Origin of the sequence: Kitasatospora sp. NPDC087271 (assembly GCF_044744605.1) — a bacterium.
Taxonomy (GTDB): domain Bacteria; phylum Actinomycetota; class Actinomycetes; order Streptomycetales; family Streptomycetaceae; genus Kitasatospora.
Window position 1 is genome coordinate 178550 of the sequence record NZ_JBIUYQ010000006.1, and the last position, 17030, is coordinate 195579.

At 75.3% G+C, this 17030-nt stretch carries 21 protein-coding genes; 9 read left to right on the plus strand and 12 right to left on the minus strand.

The genetic code is table 11. From position 1 onward, the window contains the following. Positions 1-37: 37 nt before the first annotated feature. The gene (locus tag ACIO9K_RS12900; protein WP_400329230.1) at positions 38-1138 is read right to left on the minus strand and encodes a chemotaxis protein; all 1101 of its coding nucleotides are present in this window, start codon (positions 1136-1138) and stop codon (positions 38-40) included. Positions 1139-1448: 310 nt separating this feature from the next. Here ACIO9K_RS12900 and ACIO9K_RS12905 point away from each other — a divergent pair, with 310 nt between their 5' ends. Beyond that, positions 1449-1685, plus strand: coding sequence for a hypothetical protein (locus tag ACIO9K_RS12905; protein WP_400329232.1), 237 nt, complete (start codon positions 1449-1451; stop codon positions 1683-1685). A 65-nt stretch (positions 1686-1750) separates the two neighbouring features. Here ACIO9K_RS12905 and ACIO9K_RS12910 read toward each other — a convergent pair whose 3' ends face one another. The 3 genes from ACIO9K_RS12910 to ACIO9K_RS12920 form a co-directional block, all read right to left on the minus strand. Then, positions 1751-3271 (minus strand): sigma-70 family RNA polymerase sigma factor, encoded by a 1521-nt coding sequence (locus tag ACIO9K_RS12910; protein WP_400329235.1) that lies wholly within the window; start codon positions 3269-3271, stop codon positions 1751-1753. 118 nt (positions 3272-3389) lie between these two features. Then, a complete protein-coding gene (locus ACIO9K_RS12915) occupies positions 3390-4418 on the minus strand; it encodes a CAP domain-containing protein (protein WP_400329238.1) in 1029 nt (342 codons plus the stop codon). Positions 4419-4594: 176 nt separating this feature from the next. Then, on the minus strand, positions 4595-5062 hold the full coding sequence (locus ACIO9K_RS12920; RefSeq protein ID WP_400329241.1) for a GNAT family N-acetyltransferase: 468 nt from the start codon (positions 5060-5062) through the stop codon (positions 4595-4597). 218 nt (positions 5063-5280) lie between these two features. On the opposite strand from ACIO9K_RS12920, the gene ACIO9K_RS12925 reads away from it, so the two are divergent. From ACIO9K_RS12925 to ACIO9K_RS12945, 5 genes are all read left to right on the plus strand, one after another. Beyond that, positions 5281-6822 (plus strand): ATP-dependent DNA ligase, encoded by a 1542-nt coding sequence (locus tag ACIO9K_RS12925; protein WP_400329244.1) that lies wholly within the window; start codon positions 5281-5283, stop codon positions 6820-6822. Between the two features lie 195 nt (positions 6823-7017). After that, positions 7018-7236: a ferredoxin gene (locus tag ACIO9K_RS12930; RefSeq protein ID WP_363587319.1), complete on the plus strand. Its 219-nt coding sequence runs from the start codon at positions 7018-7020 to the stop codon at positions 7234-7236. A 145-nt stretch (positions 7237-7381) separates the two neighbouring features. Further along, entirely contained in the window at positions 7382-8596 is a 1215-nt protein-coding gene (locus ACIO9K_RS12935) for a cytochrome P450 (RefSeq protein ID WP_400329247.1), read from the plus strand. Positions 8597-8804: 208 nt separating this feature from the next. Next, positions 8805-8969: a hypothetical protein gene (locus ACIO9K_RS12940; protein WP_363621898.1), complete on the plus strand. Its 165-nt coding sequence runs from the start codon at positions 8805-8807 to the stop codon at positions 8967-8969. A 100-nt stretch (positions 8970-9069) separates the two neighbouring features. Beyond that, the gene (locus tag ACIO9K_RS12945; RefSeq protein WP_363587318.1) at positions 9070-9411 is read left to right on the plus strand and encodes a hypothetical protein; all 342 of its coding nucleotides are present in this window, start codon (positions 9070-9072) and stop codon (positions 9409-9411) included. A 4-nt stretch (positions 9412-9415) separates the two neighbouring features. Here the strand turns inward: ACIO9K_RS12945 and ACIO9K_RS12950 are convergent, their stop codons facing one another. The 4 genes from ACIO9K_RS12950 to ACIO9K_RS12965 form a co-directional block, all read right to left on the minus strand. Beyond that, positions 9416-10237, minus strand: a complete 822-nt coding sequence (locus tag ACIO9K_RS12950; protein WP_363621900.1) for a hypothetical protein — start codon at positions 10235-10237, stop codon at positions 9416-9418. Between the two features lie 102 nt (positions 10238-10339). Next, entirely contained in the window at positions 10340-10624 is a 285-nt protein-coding gene (locus tag ACIO9K_RS12955; protein ID WP_400329252.1) for a DUF427 domain-containing protein, read from the minus strand. A gap of 95 nt (positions 10625-10719) precedes the next feature. Continuing rightward, positions 10720-10956 carry a DUF6296 family protein gene (locus ACIO9K_RS12960; RefSeq protein ID WP_350886018.1) on the minus strand — a complete coding sequence of 79 codons (237 nt, stop codon included), beginning with the start codon at positions 10954-10956 and terminating at the stop codon, positions 10720-10722. 82 nt (positions 10957-11038) lie between these two features. Next, complete coding sequence (locus tag ACIO9K_RS12965; RefSeq protein ID WP_063346075.1) at positions 11039-11275, minus strand: DUF2277 domain-containing protein; 237 nt, start codon at positions 11273-11275, stop codon at positions 11039-11041. 156 nt (positions 11276-11431) lie between these two features. Here ACIO9K_RS12965 and ACIO9K_RS12970 point away from each other — a divergent pair, with 156 nt between their 5' ends. Next, positions 11432-12646, plus strand: a complete 1215-nt coding sequence (locus ACIO9K_RS12970) for an MFS transporter (protein WP_400329257.1) — start codon at positions 11432-11434, stop codon at positions 12644-12646. On the opposite strand, the gene ACIO9K_RS12975 is transcribed toward ACIO9K_RS12970, so the two are convergent. The 3 genes from ACIO9K_RS12975 to ACIO9K_RS12985 all read right to left on the minus strand — a co-directional run bounded on the left by ACIO9K_RS12975 (position 12643) and on the right by ACIO9K_RS12985 (position 15251). Next, positions 12643-13203, minus strand: coding sequence for a gamma carbonic anhydrase family protein (locus tag ACIO9K_RS12975; RefSeq protein WP_363621903.1), 561 nt, complete (start codon positions 13201-13203; stop codon positions 12643-12645). The genes ACIO9K_RS12970 and ACIO9K_RS12975 overlap by 4 nt on opposite strands. A 77-nt stretch (positions 13204-13280) precedes the next feature. Next, positions 13281-14483, minus strand: coding sequence for a serine hydrolase domain-containing protein (locus ACIO9K_RS12980; RefSeq protein ID WP_400329260.1), 1203 nt, complete (start codon positions 14481-14483; stop codon positions 13281-13283). A gap of 201 nt (positions 14484-14684) precedes the next feature. Continuing rightward, complete coding sequence (locus ACIO9K_RS12985) at positions 14685-15251, minus strand: DJ-1/PfpI family protein (protein WP_063346079.1); 567 nt, start codon at positions 15249-15251, stop codon at positions 14685-14687. Between the two features lie 256 nt (positions 15252-15507). Here ACIO9K_RS12985 and ACIO9K_RS12990 point away from each other — a divergent pair, with 256 nt between their 5' ends. Both ACIO9K_RS12990 and ACIO9K_RS12995 read left to right on the plus strand, forming a co-directional pair. Next, positions 15508-16056, plus strand: coding sequence for an RBBP9/YdeN family alpha/beta hydrolase (locus ACIO9K_RS12990; protein WP_400329263.1), 549 nt, complete (start codon positions 15508-15510; stop codon positions 16054-16056). Positions 16057-16087: 31 nt separating this feature from the next. Further along, positions 16088-16672, plus strand: a complete 585-nt coding sequence (locus ACIO9K_RS12995; RefSeq protein ID WP_350886005.1) for a hypothetical protein — start codon at positions 16088-16090, stop codon at positions 16670-16672. An 8-nt stretch (positions 16673-16680) separates the two neighbouring features. Here the strand turns inward: ACIO9K_RS12995 and ACIO9K_RS13000 are convergent, their stop codons facing one another. Next, a complete protein-coding gene (locus ACIO9K_RS13000; protein WP_400329266.1) occupies positions 16681-16977 on the minus strand; it encodes a hypothetical protein in 297 nt (98 codons plus the stop codon). Positions 16978-17030 lie beyond the last annotated feature (53 nt).

Genomic DNA, 17030 nt, shown 5'->3' on the forward strand with positions numbered 1-17030 from the left:
TGCCGGGCCCGCACCGGGCGGTTCAGTACCGGGCGGGTCAGTACCGCAGGACGGCCGCGATGTGGCCGCGGGCGTCGAGTTCGCCGGTGGGGACGAACTGCACCTTGGCGCCGGTGTCGAGGGCGCGCTCCACGATCTCGTCGACCATGTCCTCGCGGACGTCGGGCTCACCGGCCGCCGCCGGGACGAGGTGGTTGTCGGTCACCCGGACGGGCTGCCAGTAGTCCTCCTCCACCGCGACCAGCGCGGCGCGGCCCTCGGCGACGGTCTGCCAGACCTCGTCGATGCCGGCGGCCAGGCCCTTCACGCCCTGGGCCTGGTCGAGGCGCTCGTGCAACTCGGTGACGGCCTTGCTGCCCTGCTCGGCGACCGTGGACCGGACGGCCTCGGCCACCGCGGCGGCGGCGGCGTGGCCGAGGCCGCCGTGCGAGACCTGGGCGGTGGCGCGCTTGGCAGCGGTGCCGACCTCGTCGAGCAGGGAGATCGCGGCGGCCTCGCCGAGCACGTACAGCGGGCGGTTGTCGGCCTCCAGCACGGCGGCCAGCGCGGTGTCGGCCGAACGCAGGAAGCGGCGGGTCTCCTCGTCGCGGAAGGTGCTCGGTACGTCCCCGATCCGCTCCTGGCGCTCGACGTCCCAGTCCGGCCGGACCTGGTCGAGCGGGAAGGCGGCACCCGTGTGCTCGGCCAGGTGCGCCCCGCTGCCGCTGAACAGGGCGACCCGGTCGGCGGCGACGGTCAGCACCCAGTAGGGCGCACCGGCGGTGTAGGCGGAGACCAGGTTGCGGGTCAGGAAGGTTTCGGACAGCACGACCCGGGAGGGCACCGGGCGCGGCAGGGACCACACCTGGTGCTCACCGGGGGCGGCGTAGATCACCAGGCCGTCCTCGGCGTGTACGAGGTCGACCTCGGTGAGCGCGCGGTCCAGCTGCTCGACGACGTCCAGCCGGTCGGCCCGGCTGACCGCCTCGTCGGCGTGCAGCCGGTTCTTCGCCTCGGCGACGAGGTTGCGCAGGCGGACCGGGTCCTGGGTGTTGTCGGGCTCGCTGCGGTGGGTGGGCAGCAGAACGGAGACGGCCGGGTAGCGCCGGGGGCGGCGCAGCTCGGCGAGGACGGCTGGCGTGAGCTCGGCTGCGTGCATCGGGTGCCCTTCGTGTCGCGGTGGGGGGTCCTGGTCGATGAGACCGACGTCGATAAGACCGAAAGTGTGGTGATTCAACCGATTTGCCGGAATCATTCCCGACCCCTCCCCATCCCACCGCCCTCCCACGCCTCCCGCCACCGGAAAAGGCCCGGGGCCCGACAGCCCGTCCGGGGCCCGCGGCGCCACCGTTCGGCCGACCGGCCGTCACCGGGCTGCGGCTGTGCCGCGGCCCCGGCCGCACGGCCACGGACGAGGGAATCCGCCGCCGTCCTCGTAACCCGCCCGGCGGATCGTCGTTGGACCCGCCATGAAGAAGCGCAGCATGCTCGCCGTCGCCTCGCTCGCCGTGGGTTTCGTGGCCTCGCTCACCGCACCGAGTGCGCACGCCAGTGCCGTCGGGGGGCAGGACGGAACGTCCGGGTCGCTGACCAGCGCGCCGGACGCGTTGCCGGGGCAGGTCGGGGACGCGGGCGGTGTGGTCGGGGAGGCGACCGGGTACGTGACGGGCTCGGCCGACGGACTGGTCGGTGTCACCCCCGCCTAGCTCGCGGCAGCGCGACAACGCGGCGGTACGACGGTGCTGCGGTACGACGGTGCTGCGGTGCGGTGTCAGGACAGCGGGGCGCCGAGGTCCTGGGTCCAGTAGGCGCCGGCGGGGCCGGTGGCCAGACCGACGCCGACGTCCTTGAAGCCGCAGTCCAGCATGTTGGTCTGGTGGATGCCGCCGTCCATCCAGTGGGCGACCACCGTGGCGGGGGACGTCGGCCCCCGGTCGAGGTTCTCGCCCCACTGGGACCAGCGGTAGCCGACGGCCGTCAGCCGGGCGTCGGTACGGACGCCGTCCGGGTTGACGTGGTCGAAGAAGCCACGGGCGACCATGTCGTCGGCGTGCTTCTGGGCGGCCGCGTGCAGCCGCGGGTCGATCCGCAGGGGGGCGCAGCCCGCCTTGCCGCGTTCGACGTTGACGAGGTCGACGAGTTGGCGCTCCGGGCTGGGCGGCGGCGGGGCCACCGACCGGGTGGCGGTGGGTGACGGCATCGCCGTCGGTGTCTCGCTGGGGGTCGGCGTGGGCGTGGCCGACAGGGTGACCGGTGCGGCGGCCGGGGTCGCGGGGGGCACCGGGGCGGCGGGAGCGGCGGCCGGGGTGGTGGGTACGGGGGTCGCCTCCCTCGGGGTGTCGGCGGGGTGCGACCAGACCAGGGCGAGGGTGGTGACGGTCACCACCGCCACCGCACCGCTCGCCAGGACGGCCTTGCGCGCGGCGGTCCCGGCCCAGCCCGCATGGGTGCTCGCGGCGGTCGGGGCGGTGGTGGCGACGGTCGCCGCGGTGTGCTGGAAGTGCAGCAGCGCGGGCGATCCGAGCGGGATCGGCACCAGGGCGAGGCCGGCCAGCAGTCCTTCGGCGGGGAAGAGGTCACGGCCGAGGCGGTCGCAGGTGGCGCAGCCGCGGATGTGGCGGGCGATGCGCTTGCGCCACACGGAGTTGGGGGCGCCGTCGAAACCGGTGGTGACGTCGGCGAGTTCGGGGCAGCGCGGGTAGGCGCCGAGGGCGCGGACGACGATCCGGCCGGCTTCGAGCTGCTTCTTCATCCGCTGCACGCGGACGGCGGTGTGCTGCGGGGTCAGGTCGAGGGCTTCGGCCAGTTCGGCGCGGGTGAGTTCGCCGCTGGCCTCCAACCACCAGAGGGCGAGGAGTTCGCGGTCGTCGGGGTCGAGCCAGCGGGTGGCCTCGGCGACTTCCCGGCGCTGGCCGGAGAGGCCGAGGCGCAGGACGGTGAGGTCGGTGAAGTCGGCCCTGGGGTCGGCGAGTTCCCAGGTCTCGTCGAGGCCCCCGACGGTGGGCTGCTGCTGGCCGGCGGCGTGGCGACGACGGATCTGGTTCATCGTGATGGCGACCAGCCAGGAGCGGAAGGACTCCGGCTCGCGCAGCCCGTCCAGGCCGTCCAGGGCGCGGATCATGGTCTCCTGGGCGACGTCGTCGACGTCGGCGTGACCGTCCAGGGCGCGCCCGGCGACGTTGTAGACGAGCGGCAGCCAGGCGGCGACCAGCGCCTCCTGGGCCTGCCGGTCGCCCGCCTGGGCCGCGCGTACCAGGGTGGTCCCGGTCCTGTTCTGCACGTCAGCGTTCATGGTCCGCACTCCGTCTTGCCGTGTTCCGTTCGCCGCTGCCTCCTCGGAGACCTGTGGTGAGTGATCAGATAACAACAATTTGCGCGGAATCGGAAAACGGACCCTGCCGGAGGGCCGGTCAGGCCGGGGCGGCGAAGACCTGGGTCCACCAGGGGCCGCCGGAACCGGTCCGCACACCGACCCCGAGCTGCTTGAACGCGCAGTTCAGGATGTTCGCACGGTGACCGGGGCTGTTCATCCAGGAATCCATCACCGCGGCCGGGTCCTTCTGGCCGCGGGCGATGTTCTCGCCCCAGGTGCTCCAGCGGTAGCCGGTCACCTCGATGCGGTGGTCGGCGTGGTCGCCGTCGGGGCTGGCGTGGTCGAAGTAGTTGCGGTCCGCCATGTCGTCGCTGTGCGACTGGGCGGCGCCGGCCAGCCGGGGCTCGGCGCTGACCGGGCCGCAGCCGGCCTTGGCGCGTTCGACGTTGACCAGGTCGACGACCTGCTGGGCGGAGGAGGGCGCGGCGCCGCCGCCGACCGGGGTGGGCGCCGAGGCGCTCGTGGGGGCGGGGGCACCGGTGCGCTGCGCGGCGGCCGGGGTGCCGGTGGGCTTGGCGGCAGCGGGAGCGGTCACGGGCGTGCTCGGGCTCGGCCTCCCGGTGGCCGTCCGGGTCGGCGTCGCGGTCGCCGGGGCCGTCGGGGACGCCGGGGCGGCGGGGGTGGTCGTGACGGCACTGGTCGGGGCCGGTGCCGGGTCGGTGGCGGCCGGGGTGACCGGCGGCGCGGCGACGTCGGGGCCCGCTCCCCCGGCGCCGGGGACCTGGATGCCGTCGTGGGTGCCGGCCTCGGCTGCTATCAGGGCGGCGTCCGCCGCCAGCGCCTGGCCGGTGGCGTCCCGGTCGGCCTGCTTGCCACCGTAGGCCGCGTAGCCGGCGCCGACCAGGGCGGCGAGCAGTCCGGTGCCGGCCACGGCGGCGGCGACGGCGGCGACCGGGCCGACCGGACCGCGCCGTCCGGCCCGGCGGGCCCGGCCTCCGGGGCGTTCCGTGTGCCGCTGGGCGGCCCGGCGCGCGGCGCGGCCGCCGGGCCGGCCGGAGGCTCCGCTCCGTGCACCGCTCTCGGCACCGTTCGCCGGGAGGATGGTCGTCCTGTCGTCGCTGTTCACGTGCCCACGCTTTCTGTCCGGGTCGGCGGGTCGGGTGCCGACACCTGGGAGACCGCCCGGCGACGCCCCGATAACAGAAAGTCCGAACGAATGTCCGGCGGCAGGGCCGCGGGCCCGGCCGCGGCCGGGCCCGGGGCCCGTTCCCGAGGCACGCCCTCAGGCCGCCCGGCCGCGGGTCACGGGGCGTCCGGGGCCATGTCGTAGGTGACGAACATGGTCCGGGTGGCGACCTGGTCGTACTTGCTGCGGGCGCGGTGGTTGTCGTCGGCGGTGATCCAGCGGACGGTGTTCCAGCCGCGCTCGGCGGCGATCGCCCGCAGCCGGGCCAGCAGCTGGTCCACCGCACCGCCACCGCGCACCTCGGGCGCGACGAACAGGTCGTCGAGGAAGCCTCCGACCGCGCCGTGCAGGGGGCGGGCGAACGGGCGGTAGTGAGCGAGTCCGACCGGCGTGCCGTCGCCGTCGCGGACCAGCAGGCCCTCCAGTTCGTGGTCCGGGTCGTGGAGCCAGGACCAGACCAGTTCGGCCTTCTCCTCCGGCATCGGCAGCCGGTAGAACGCGCAGTAGCCGCGGAAGAGTTCGCGCCAGGCGGGGTAGTCGGCGCGCTCCGGCGCGCCGACGCTCCAGCGGGTCGTGGTGGTCAACTCGGTCTCCCTCGATCGGGCGGGCGGGCCCCGGGGTCGCCGGGCCGCGGTGTGGCGCCAGCATGACGGGCCGTCGGCTCCGCGCCGAGCTCCACCACGGCCAAGACCGGCCGCCCGCGCACTCCACTCCGGCGCGGTACGGGCGCACCGCCCGCCGTGCGGTGGCCGGTCGGGTGGCCGATCCTGGACGCCCGGCCACGCACCACCCGAGGAGCGCCATGCGGCTGCGGCACCTGGCCCAGACGTCCCGCGCCGTCGCCGCCGAGCCCGGACGGCGGGCCAAGACGGCGCTGCTCGCGGACTGCCTGCGCGCGCTGGGCCCGGCCGAGGCCCCGGCGGCCGTGGGCCTGCTGTCGGGCGAGTCGCGGCGGCTGCGCACCGGCGTCGGCCCGGCGGGCCTGCGCGACCTGCCGCCGCCCGCCGCCGAGGCCTCGCTCGACGTCCGGGAGACCGAACGGGAGCTGGAGCGGATCGCCGGGGTGCACGGGCCCGGCGCGCAGGCCGAGCGGCGGCGGCTGCTGGCCGGGCTGTTCGCCCGGGCGACCGAGGTCGAGCAGGCGTTCCTGCGCGCGGTGCTGGTCGGCGAGCTGCGCCAGGGCGCGCTGGACGCGCTGGTCGGCGACGCCGTCGCCCAGGCGGCCGGGGTGCCCGCGGCGGCGGTGCGCCGGGCGCTGATGTTCCGCGGCTCCGCCCGGGCGGTGGCGGAGGCGGCGCTGACCGGCGGGGCGCCCGCGCTGGCCGCGTTCCGGCTGGAGGTGGGCCGGGCGGTGCGGCCGATGCTGGCCGCCTCCGCGCCCGACGTGGCCTCGGCGCTGGAGCGCACCGGCCCGGCCGCCCTGGAGTGGAAGCTGGACGGCGTCCGGGTGCAGGTGCACCGGGACGGCGCGGAGGTCGCGGTGTTCACCCGCGGCCTGGACGACATCACCACGCGCGTCCCCGAGGTGGCCGAGGCGGCGCTCGCGCTGCCGCTGCGCTCGGCGGTGCTGGACGGCGAGGCGATCGTGCTCGGGCCCGACGGGCGGCCGCGCCCGTTCCAGGAGACCGCCGCGCGCACCGCCTCCCGGCGGGATCCGGAGCGGCTGCGCACCGAAGTCCCGCTCAGCGCCTTCTTCTTCGACCTGCTGCACCGGGACGGCGAGGACCTGGTGGACCGCCCCGGCCGGGAGCGGTGGGCGGCGCTGGACGAGGCGGTGCCGGAGGGCCTGCGGGTGCCCCGCACCGAGACCGGGGACGGCGAGCGGGCACTGGCGTTCTTCCGCGAGACCCTGGCCCGCGGTCACGAGGGCGTCCTGGTCAAGGACCCGGCGGCCGGGTACGCGGCCGGGCGGCGCGGCGCCGGCTGGATCAAGGTGAAGCCCCGGCACACCCTGGACCTGGTGGTGCTGGCCGCCGAGTGGGGCAGCGGCCGGCGGCGCGGCCTCCTCAGCAATCTGCACCTGGGCGCCCGGGCGGCGGGCGAGCCCGGGCTGGGCCCGTGGGTGATGCTCGGCAAGACCTTCAAGGGCCTCACCGACGAGACGCTCGCCTGGCAGACCGCCGAACTCCTCGCCCGCGAGAGCGGGCGGGACGACTGGACGGTGCGGGTCCGGCCGGAGCTGGTCGTCGAGATCGCCTTCGACGGTCTCCAGCGCAGCCCCCGCTACCCGGCGGGGCTGGCCCTGCGGTTCGCCCGGGTGGTGCGCTACCGGCCGGACAAGAGCGCCGCCGAGGCCGACACCGTCGCCACCGTCCGGGAGATTGCCGCCGCCGAGGGGCTGTGAGCCGTCCTTTGGCGGAGTAACGTCAATTTCAAACCCCCTTTGCGGCGACGCTGGACCGGCTCCGACCCGAATCGGCCATTCTGGACGATCCCCGCATCGCCCCTCCGTGGACGCAAGGGTGACGGTTAGGTTGGCAATGACAACGAGAGGCGGCCGCCGGACGCCCGGCGCCGCACTGGCGAGAGGTGCTCGACCATGAAGGTGAGCGTCGACCGGGACCGCTGCTGCAGCTCCGGGATGTGCGTCCTGAACGCTCCGGAGATCTTCGACCAGGACGAGCAGGACAGTCTGGTGGTCCTCCGTCAGACCGAGTTCAAGCCCCCGCAGTTCGCCGTGCTGAGGCTCGCCGCCGAGCTCTGCCCGGGCGGCGCGATCACCGTCACCGAGGAGGACTCCGCCGAGGACGCCGGCTGACGCTCCCGCCGGCTCCCGACGGTCCCCCGCCCGCGCCGACCCCGGCCACCGTGACGACCGCCGCTCCCGGCCGCCGTCGCGCGAACCGTCGGCCCCGGCGCCACCCCACCCACCCGAGGACATTGCGACGCAAGGAGACCCCACCTTGACGAGCACACCCACCGCCCGGACCTTCCCGATGCCCGCCCCGCGCGACGCCGGCTGTCCGTTCAGCCCGCCGCCCGCCTACACCGAGGCCGCCGCGACGGCGCCCATCACCCGCGCCGCCCTGCCCGACGGCGAGTCCTGCTGGCTGGCCACCGGCTACGCCGAGGTCCGCACCATCCTGTCCGACCGCCGGTTCAGCGCGGACGCCCGCCACCAGGGGTTCCCGATGCTGGTGCCCGGCCGCCGGGAAGCCCTCCTCGCCAACCCGAGCTTCCTGCGGCTCGACGACCCCGAGCACGCCCGGCAGCGCCGGATGGTCACCGGCGACTTCCTGGTCAAGCGGGTCGAGGCGATGCGCCCCGGCATCCAGCAGATCGTCGACGAGGCGCTCGACCGGATGACCGACGGCCGGACCGAGGCCGACCTGGTCGCCGACTTCGCGCTGCCCGTCCCCTCGCTGGTGATCTGCCTGCTGCTCGGCGTCCCGTACGAGGACCGGGACCGCTTCCAGGGCCTCAGCCGGACCCTGCTCAACAAGCACAGCTCGGCCGAGGAGGTCCAGGCCGCCTCGGACGAACTGCGCGAGTACCTCGGCGGCCTGGCCGCCCGCAAGCGGGAGGAGCCGGGCGATGACATCCTCAGCCGGCTCGCCGTCCGGGACGACCTCACGCCGGGCGAGGTCGCCACGACCGGCATCCTGCTGCTGATAGCCGGGCACGAGACGACCGCGAACATGATCTCGCTCTCCACCGCCCTGCTCCTCGACCAGCCCGAGCAGATCGCCAGGCTGGCCGACCCGGCCGCGCTGCCCGGCGCCGTCGAGGAACTGCTGCGCCACCTGACCATCGTGGACCACGGCCTGCCCCGGGTCGCGCTGGAGGACGTCGAGCTGGGCGGCACCGTGATCAGGGCCGGGGAGGGCGTGATCGCGCTGATCTCCACCGCCAACCAGGACGAGGAGATGTTCGGCGGCGCCGACCTGCGGCCGGCCGACCAGCTCGACCTCGACCGGGACGCCCGGCGGCACATGGCCTTCGGCTTCGGCGTGCACCAGTGCCTCGGGCAGCCGCTCGCCCGCGCCGAGCTCCAGATCGCCCTGGCCACCCTGTTCCGGCGGCTGCCCGGCCTGCGGCCGGCGGCCACCGGGGAGGGCCGGAAGTTCCGCTCGGAGGCGTTCATCTACGGAATGCGGTCGCTGCCCGTCACCTGGTGACGGCCGTCGGACGGAGGGCGGGGCCGGCCGGCGACCAGGGCGTCGTGTCTGGCAACGCGCGCCCGGCGGGAATTGTCAGACCCGCCCTAGCCCGTTCGGCTGGCCCCGGGGCCGGGGCGGGGGCAGGCTGGGGGGTGAGAGACAGACCCGGCCCTGCCGCACCCCGGCTCGGAGCGCGCCCGGACCGGCCGAGGAGACGGAGCCCGCCATGACCGACATGAGCGAACGGGCCGGGATGAGCACGGACCGTGACGAGGACGTCCGCGCCGCGGATCCCGAAGAGGGCATCACCTCGATGCAGAACCTGCACGCGCAGGACACCTCCCAGGCGGAGGGCGAGCCCACCCTGGAGGAGTCCGGTCCGGACCGCTGAACAGCTGTGAGCACCCGACCGCCCGGTGGGACCGGGCGGTCTTCGCGACCGCAGGTGTCGCTGCCCGGGCAGCGACTCACCGGCGGGGGAGGATAAGCGCATGACCGAACACGATCAAAACGGCAGGCAGGCCCGACCGCCCGTCGACCCGCGCACGTCGTGGGCGACCTGGACCACGCAGTCGATCATCAGCGGACCCGGCGGGGTCACCACCACCGAGATCGGCCCCATCTCCGGCGACCTCACCGTGCACACCACCTGGGTGGACGGCGAGGCCCGGCTCACCGTCCAGTACACCGGCGCCTTGGACTGGTACACGGTGACCGGCAGCCCCGTCCCGGCGGCGGACGAGACCACCGCGCGGGCGATACACCAGGCGATGGTGAACGGCGTCAAGGCCGGCCGGGGCGCGGCCGCCCCGGCCCCGCCGGACAGGCCCTAGCTGTTCAGTCCCCCGGGACGACCTCGCCCCGCACCGCCGGCGCCGCGGCGGCCCAGTAGGCGCGGTCGACCGGGGGACGCGCACGCAGGTCCGCGCGGACCTCGACGGCCAACCGACGGGTGTCGCGCCGGTTGACGGTGGCGCCGATGCCGGCGCCGACCAGCAGCGGGGTGAGCGACGGCAGGCGGCGCAGCGAGCTGCGGGTGAGCCGGCGGCTGACCTGCTGGCGCACCTCCGCCCCGAGCGCCAGGGCGGCGAACCCGGCCGGCCGGGACAGCAGCCTCGCGTCGATCCCCCGGCGGTTGGCCCAGGCGCCCAGGTAGGCCCCGGCCCGCTGGGTGACACCGCCCGGCGCCCGGGCGCCGTAGACCTCGTGCAGTTCGGCGATCAGCTTGATCTCCAAGGCCGCGACGGCGAGCGTCTCCGCCGCGATCTCCACCGGCATCGCGGGCGGCACCGGCAGCATCGCCGCCGCGCCCACGCCGGCGCCGAGCGCGCCGGAGGCCCGGGCCGCGCCGGTGACCAGCAGGTCGGCCAGCGCCTCCGGGTCGGCCGCTCCGGGGTGCTGGGCGCGCAGCGTGGCGAGGTCGCGCACCGGGATCCGCGGCGCGGCCCGCACCAGTTGCTCGGTGAGGGCGCGGCCGCCGAACACGGCACCCTTGGCGGCGACCCGGCCGCCCCGGCCGAGCAGGTGGGCCGCGTTCGCCACCAGGGCCCGGCCGCGGCCACGGCCAGCCCGGTACTCGGCGATCCGCCACTCGCCCTCGGGCTGCTCGGCCTGCTCGACCAGTTCGGCGAGCTCGCCGGCCAAGCCGGCGTCGGGCACGGCGGCGGGGGTGGGAGCGGGCTCGGGGTCAGGCCTGGAACGTCCGGGTTTACGGAAGACTGCCATAGATGTCCGGTACCCCCTCCGCTCCCGGGGTACGCCCTACCCGGTGATCTCGACCCCGCGCCAGAACGCCACCCGGCCGCGGATCTCCTCGGCCTCCGGCTTCGGGTCGGCGTAGTACCAGGCCGCGTCGGGGTTGGTCCACCCGTCCACTTCCAGCGTGTAGTAACCGGCGGTGCCCTTCCAGCCGCAGACGGTGGTGGTGTCGGACGGACGCAGGAATTCGGTCCGGACGGATTCGACCGGAAAGTAGTGGTTGCCCTCGACGACGACGGTCTCGTCGCTCTCGGCGACGACGGTGCCCTGCCAGCGCGCTGTGGTCATGCGGCCGATTCTGCCCCAGGGGCGGACGGCACCCGGGGGGTTCGCGGAAATCGTCGGCGGATGCCGGCCGGTCAGGGCAACAGCCGGGGCAGCGGTCAGGGCAGCGGCTCGGCGTGGACCGGCAGGTGCGGGGACTGGTGGCCGCCGCTGGCGAGCATCCGGACCTCGCCGGCGTCGCTGATCTCGGCACGGACGATGCCGCTGGCGTCCTCGTACACCGGGTGTCCGCCCGGGCCCGTCGCGCTGGTGCGGACGACCACGACGACGTCCTGCGGGGCCTGGGTGCCGGGGGTGCCGGGGAAGGTGAGCACGTAACGGTTCGCGGGGGTCATCTCCATCTCCTGTCCCGATTGTCCCGATCTCCTGGTCCCGATGCGTGGCCGCGGTCGGCGGACCCGCCGGACGGCGGTCGGCCTACGCGGTGGCCCCGGCGGCCCGGGCGGGCGCGCCGCGGACCTCCAGCTCGGTGAGCAGCCGGGCGGTGGCCTCGGCGACCGCGTCCACGGCCCGGTCGAAGGCCTCGCGGTTGTGCGCCGCCGGGGCGCGGAACCCGGACACCTTGCGGACGTACTGCAGCGCGGCGGCGCGGAAGTCGTCCTCGTCGGCGTCGAGCGTCACCGGCGGGCGCAACGTCTTGATGTTGCGGCACATGCACCCAGTCTCGCGCGTGGACGCCGTACTGGCGACCCCCTCCCGTCACACGCACCTCACGGCGGCGTCATCCGACCGGATTAGGATGCCGGACGAACGAATCCCCCCGTCCCGCCGCGCCAACCCGTCCGCGGGCGTCACCCCGGAGTCACCCCCTTGCCTCTCGCGCTGCTCGCGCTGGCCGTCACCGCGTTCGCCATCGGCACCACCGAATTCGCCGCCATGGGGCTGCTCCCCCAGGTCGCCGACGATCTGCACGTCTCCATCCCGCAGGCCGGCTGGCTGATCTCCGCGTACGCGCTGGGCGTGGTCATCGGCGCCCCGCTGCTCACGGCGCTCGCCTCCGGCCGGCCGCGCAAGGCGGTGCTGGTGGCGCTCGCCGGGCTGTTCGCCACCGGCAACCTGCTGTGCGCGCTGGCGCCGGACTTCTGGACGCTGGCCGCCGCCCGGCTGATCACCGGACTGCCGCACGGCGCGTTCTTCGGGGCCGGCGCGGTGGCCGCGGCCGAACTGGTGGCCCCGGACCGCCGGGCCCGGGCGGTGGCCGTGATGTTCTCCGGCCTGACCATCGCCAACATCGTCGGCGTGCCGGCCGCCACGCTGCTGGGCCAGCACCTGGGCTGGCGGGCGACCATGCTGGTGGTCGTCCTGATCGCCGCCGCCGGGACGCTCGCCATCGCCCGGCTGGTGCCGTCGCTGCCCTCCCCCGGGCAGGCCGGGCTGCGGCACGAGCTGCGGGCCTTCCGCGACGGGCAGCTGTGGCTGGCGCTGGCCACCGTGGTGTTCGGCTGCGGCGGCTTCTTCGCCTGCTACAGCTACATCGCGCCGCTGCTCACCGAGGTGTCCGGGTACGCCACCGGCTCGGTGACACTGGTGCTGGCGCTGTTCGGGGTGGGGATGACGATCGGCAACGTGATCGGCGGGTTCGCGGCCGACCGGGCACTTCGCCCGACGGTCTGTGCCGCCTTCGTGCTGCTGGCCGCCACCCTGGCGCTGTTCGCGGTGACCGCGCACGCCCGCTGGTCGGCCGCCGTCACGGTGGTGCTGATCGGGCTGTTCGGCTTCGCGATCGTGCCGGCGGTGCAGACGCTGGTCCTGCAGAAGGCGCGCAGCGCGCCGACGCTGGCCTCGGCGACGGTGCAGGGCGCGTTCAACCTGGCCAACGCGCAGGGCGCCTACTTCGGCGGGCTGGCCCTGGACGCCGGGTTCGGCTGGACGGCGCCGACCCTGGTGGGCGCAGGCCTGGCCGCTTCGGGCGCGCTGATCGCGGTGCTCGCCTGGGCGGCCGACCGGCGCCGGCCCGTGCCCGCCGCGACGGCTCCGGCCGCGACGGCTCCGGCCGCGGCGGCTCCGGTCGGCGTCCAGGGTTAGGGCTGGGGCTGGATCTTGGCCTGGGGCTGCGCCAGGGGTTCGAGCTCGCGGTGGGCGGCGGCCAGCAACAGGTAGCCCTCGCCGTTGGCCTTGATGCCGGCCTTCTCGTCCTCGGTCAGCTCGCGGCGGACCTTGGCCGGGACCCCGGCGACCAGCGAGCCGGGCGGCACCCGCATGCCCTGCGGCACCACCGCGCCCGCCGCGACCAGCGAACCGGCGCCGATCCGGGCGCCGTTGAGCACGGTGGCGTTCATCCCGACCAGGGCGTCGTCCTCGACCACGCAGCCGTGCAGCACCGCGTTGTGCCCGACCGAGATCCGCTCGCCGATCACCAGCGGGAAGCCGGGGTCGGCGTGCAGGGTGCAGTTGTCCTGGATGTTGCTGTCCCGGCCCACGGTGATGGACTCGGCGTCGCCGCGCAGCACCGCCCCGTACCAGACGCCCGCGCCGGGGCCGATCGTCACGTCCCCGACCACGACGGCGTTCGGTGCGAGGAAGGCGCCCGGGTCGACGGTGGGCACCTTGCCCCCGACTGCGGCGATCAGCGGCTCTGCCATGTCTCGTCCTCCTGGTGACGGTCGGCCGTTCCTGTCGCCGGACAGCGTAGGGGGCGGTCCGATCCGCAGCACCCGTCCTACCCCTGCCCGCCGCACACGCCGGCGTTCACCGCCCGCTGCCAGGCGGCGAGGGCCGCGGCCGGATCCGGGGCGTCGTAGAAGGTCGTGCTGTTGGCGAACTGGCGCTTCCCGTCGAGCGAGCCGAGCATCATCGTGCTGTAGCCGGGGATCCCGCCGGCGTGGCCCCAGAACGCACCGCACGGGGTGTCCACCCGCTGGAGGCCGAGCCCGTAGGCCTGGCCCCCGCCGTGGGCGGTGGTCTTCTGCATCTCGGCGAGTTCGGCGGGGCGCAGCAGCCGGCCGCCGAGCAGGGCGCGGATGAACGTCGTCAGGTCCGTGGTGGTGGAGATGCCCGCGCCGGAGGGGCCGGCCATGGAGGGGTCGAGCGAGGTGACGTCGGCCGGGCCGCTGTCGAGCTTGAGGTAGGCGTGGGCGTGCGGGCCGGGGATGACCGGGGAGTAGAGCGGCATCGAGGTGGCCGTCAGGCCGAGCGGGCGGATGATCCGGCGTTCCACCTCCTCGTTCCAGCCGTGGCCGGTGAGGCGTTCGATGATCAGCGCGACCAGGGCGTAGTTGGTGTTGGAGTACTGCCAGTCCTGGCCGGGGCGGAAGGCGGGCGGGTACTTGTCGGCGATGTCCACCTGGTCCTGCGGGCTGTACGACGTGTAGCGGCCGGTGTCGAGCCAGTTCTGGTCGTAGGAGTTGAAGGCCGGGTCCTGGGTGTAGTCGGCGACGCCGCTGGTGTGGTTGAGGAGTTCGCGGACGGTGATGTCCGCGCTGTTCGGCACCGCGCCGGGCAGCAGGCTCTCCAGGCGGTCGTCCAGTCCCAGCCGTCCCTCGCCGACGAGTTGGAGCAGCACGGTGGCCACGAAGGTCTTGGTGGTGCTGCCGATCCGGAAGCGGCCCGCGGGGTCGGCGGGGGTGTCGGCGCCGAGCCGGGCGACGCCGCCGGCGGCGCGGTGGACGAGCCGGCCGTTCTCCCGCACGGCGGCGAGGGAGGAGGTGGCGACGTTCTTCGCGGTCAGGTCGGCGAGGGCGGTGTCGAGGGCCGTCCAGTCGGCGCTGCGGTCGGTGGCACTCGCCGGACGGGCCGCGTCCTGGGCGGCGGCGGCCGGGGCGAGCGCGGCGATCAGGCCCGCGCCCGCGAGGGCCGCGACGGCGGCGCGCAGGGCCGGCCCGCGTCGGCGGCGCCGGGTGGTGGCGGCTGGGTCGGTGGTCATGGCGTCCTCCCTGGTCCGGCCGGCAGGGCTGTCAACCTCCGCCGCTGCCACGGTCTTTGACACCATGGCAGGGCGACTGCGGGGTGGTCGTCAGCCTCCGGGGCGGCGCGTCTGCTACCTGGGGAGGGGCGTGACCCTGACGGGTTCCCGGAGTCGCGCCCCCGAGACGGGTCGGGGGCGCGACGGGCCGGGGCGAGCGGGTCAGGAGGCCGGCGCCTTGGTGCGCAGGATCTCGATGAACGCGCGCAGCCACGCCGGGTGGTCGGGCCAGGCGCGGGCCGAGACGACCACGCCGTCCACCACCGCCTCGCCGTCGACGAATTCGGCGCCCGCCGCCTTCACGTCCGGCGCCAGCGCCGGGTAGGCGGAGCTGCGGCGGCCGGACAGCACCCCGGCGGCGGCGGTGATCAGCGGGCCGTGGCAGATCTGTGCGACCGGCTTGTCGCCGGCGAAGAAGTGCTGGACGATCCGCTGCACGTCCGGATCGTTGCGCAGGTACTCGGGGGCGCGGCCGCCGGGGATGACCAGCGCGACGTAGTCGGCCGGGTCGACGTCGGCGAAGGCGAGGTCGGCGGGCCAGGTGTAGCCGGGCTTCTCGGTGTAGGTGTCGTAGCCGTCGACGAAGTCGTGGACGACGAACTGGAGTCGCTTCCTGGTCGGGGCGGCGATGTCGACCTGGTAGCCCTCCTCGCGCAGCCGCTGGTACGGGTAGAACACCTCCAGCGACTCGGCGGCGTCCCCGGTGACGAGCAGGATCTTCGATGTCATCGCCGACATCCCTCCACATGGTCGAGCGTCCGACACGGCGTGGGCCCCGGCCGGTGGCCACCGGCCGCGGGCCCGGACCAACCTCCCGCACCGGCCGTGCCGTTGGCAACAGGGCGCACCGGGCGTACTGCGGCGCGTCACCGGGCGTACGCGCCTGCCGAGGGCCGTGCGCGCCGGGTCACCGCCCGGCTGCGGGCCGCGGCTGCCCGCATCCTAGACTCCTGCTGCCCGCCACGACCGCACACCGGAGGAGCCCATGCCGGACCGCACCACCCACCTCGTCCTGCCCGGCTACCAGAACTCGGGCCCGGAGCACTGGCAGACCCGCTGGGAGGCCACCGAACCGGACGCCTTCCGCCGGGTCCAGCAGGCGGACTGGGACCACCCCGACCAGAGCGACTGGATCGCCCGGGTGGACGCGGCGGTGGCCGAGGCCGCCGCCGACGGGCCGGTGGTGCTGGTCGCCCACAGCCTCGGCTGCGTCACGGTGGCCCGCTGGGTGGCCGCCGCGCCCGCCGGGCGGACCGCCGCGGTGCGCGGTGCGCTGCTGGTCGCCCCCGCGGACATCGACACCGCCGAAGTCCCGCAGCTGACCGGCTTCCGGCCGGTGGCCCTGGCGCCGTTCCCGTTCCCGGCCGTGGTCGTCGCCAGCACCGACGACCCGTGGGTCAGCCCCGAGCGGGCCCGGCTGTTCGCCGGCGCGTGGGGCGCCCGGTACGTCGAGCCGGGCGCGTACGGACACCTCAACTCGGACTCCGGGCTGGGCGACTGGCCGGAGGGCCGCAAGCTGCTCGCGGAGCTGTGACGCATCGGACGGGGGGACGATGAGGAACCGGATGCCGAAGGCCAGGCGCGTCCTGGTCCGGCTGCTGCTGGCGGGCGGGGCGGCCGCCGTGCTGCTCTACACCGAGGGGCAGTGGGAGAGCCGCTCGGGCGGGCTGATGCTGGTCGCCGACCTGCTCAACCGGCCCGAGTTGCTGCTCGGCGCGGCGCTGGCCGCGCTGATCGCCGCCGCCTGGCTGGGCGACCGGCGCACCGCCGTACGGACGGCCACCCGGGCGGTCACGGTGACGGCCGGGGTGGTGTTCCTGCTCGGCGTGCTGGCCGCGCACAAGGTCTCGGCGGCCGAGACGCGCAGCCGGGAGACCGCCCCGGCCCGCCCGGAGCTGGCCCTGGTCGTGGTGCACCGTTCGTACGCCACCGCGCCGAAGGACAACGACGACTGGCAGGTGCTGCTGGAGGTCGGCGCGGGCTGGTCCGGGCGGCGCTGGTCACTGGCCCAGATCGGCCGGGCACCGGACGACGCCCGGCTGGTGGAGGCGAGTTGGACCGGCCGGGACCAGATCACCGTGGTCACCGACTCCTACCGGCGGGTCTTCAACCTGGACCAGGACACCGGCGAGCCGGTCGAGGCACGGTAGCGTCCGCGCTACGGCAGCCCCACCGCGTGGGCGAGCAGGGCGAGCAGCGCCGCGTTGCCCGCCGCGCCCACGGCGGTGGCCGACAGGAAGCGGGCCGCACTGCCGTCCGGGAACGGGTTGACGACCATCGCCGGCAGGAAGCCGGGCAACGTCCAGACGGCGGCGGTCCACTGCCGGACCGCGTTGGCCACGCCGGTGCCCGCGCGCAGTTCGCGGGCGGCGGCGAGCCCGATCACCAGGTACCCGGCCAGGTAGCCGATCGAGGGCCAGAACACGGCGGGGACACCGAGGATGCTGTGCGGCATGGCACCCATCGTCCGCCGCCGGTCCGCGGCCCCGCCTGAGTACGGGTACCCAG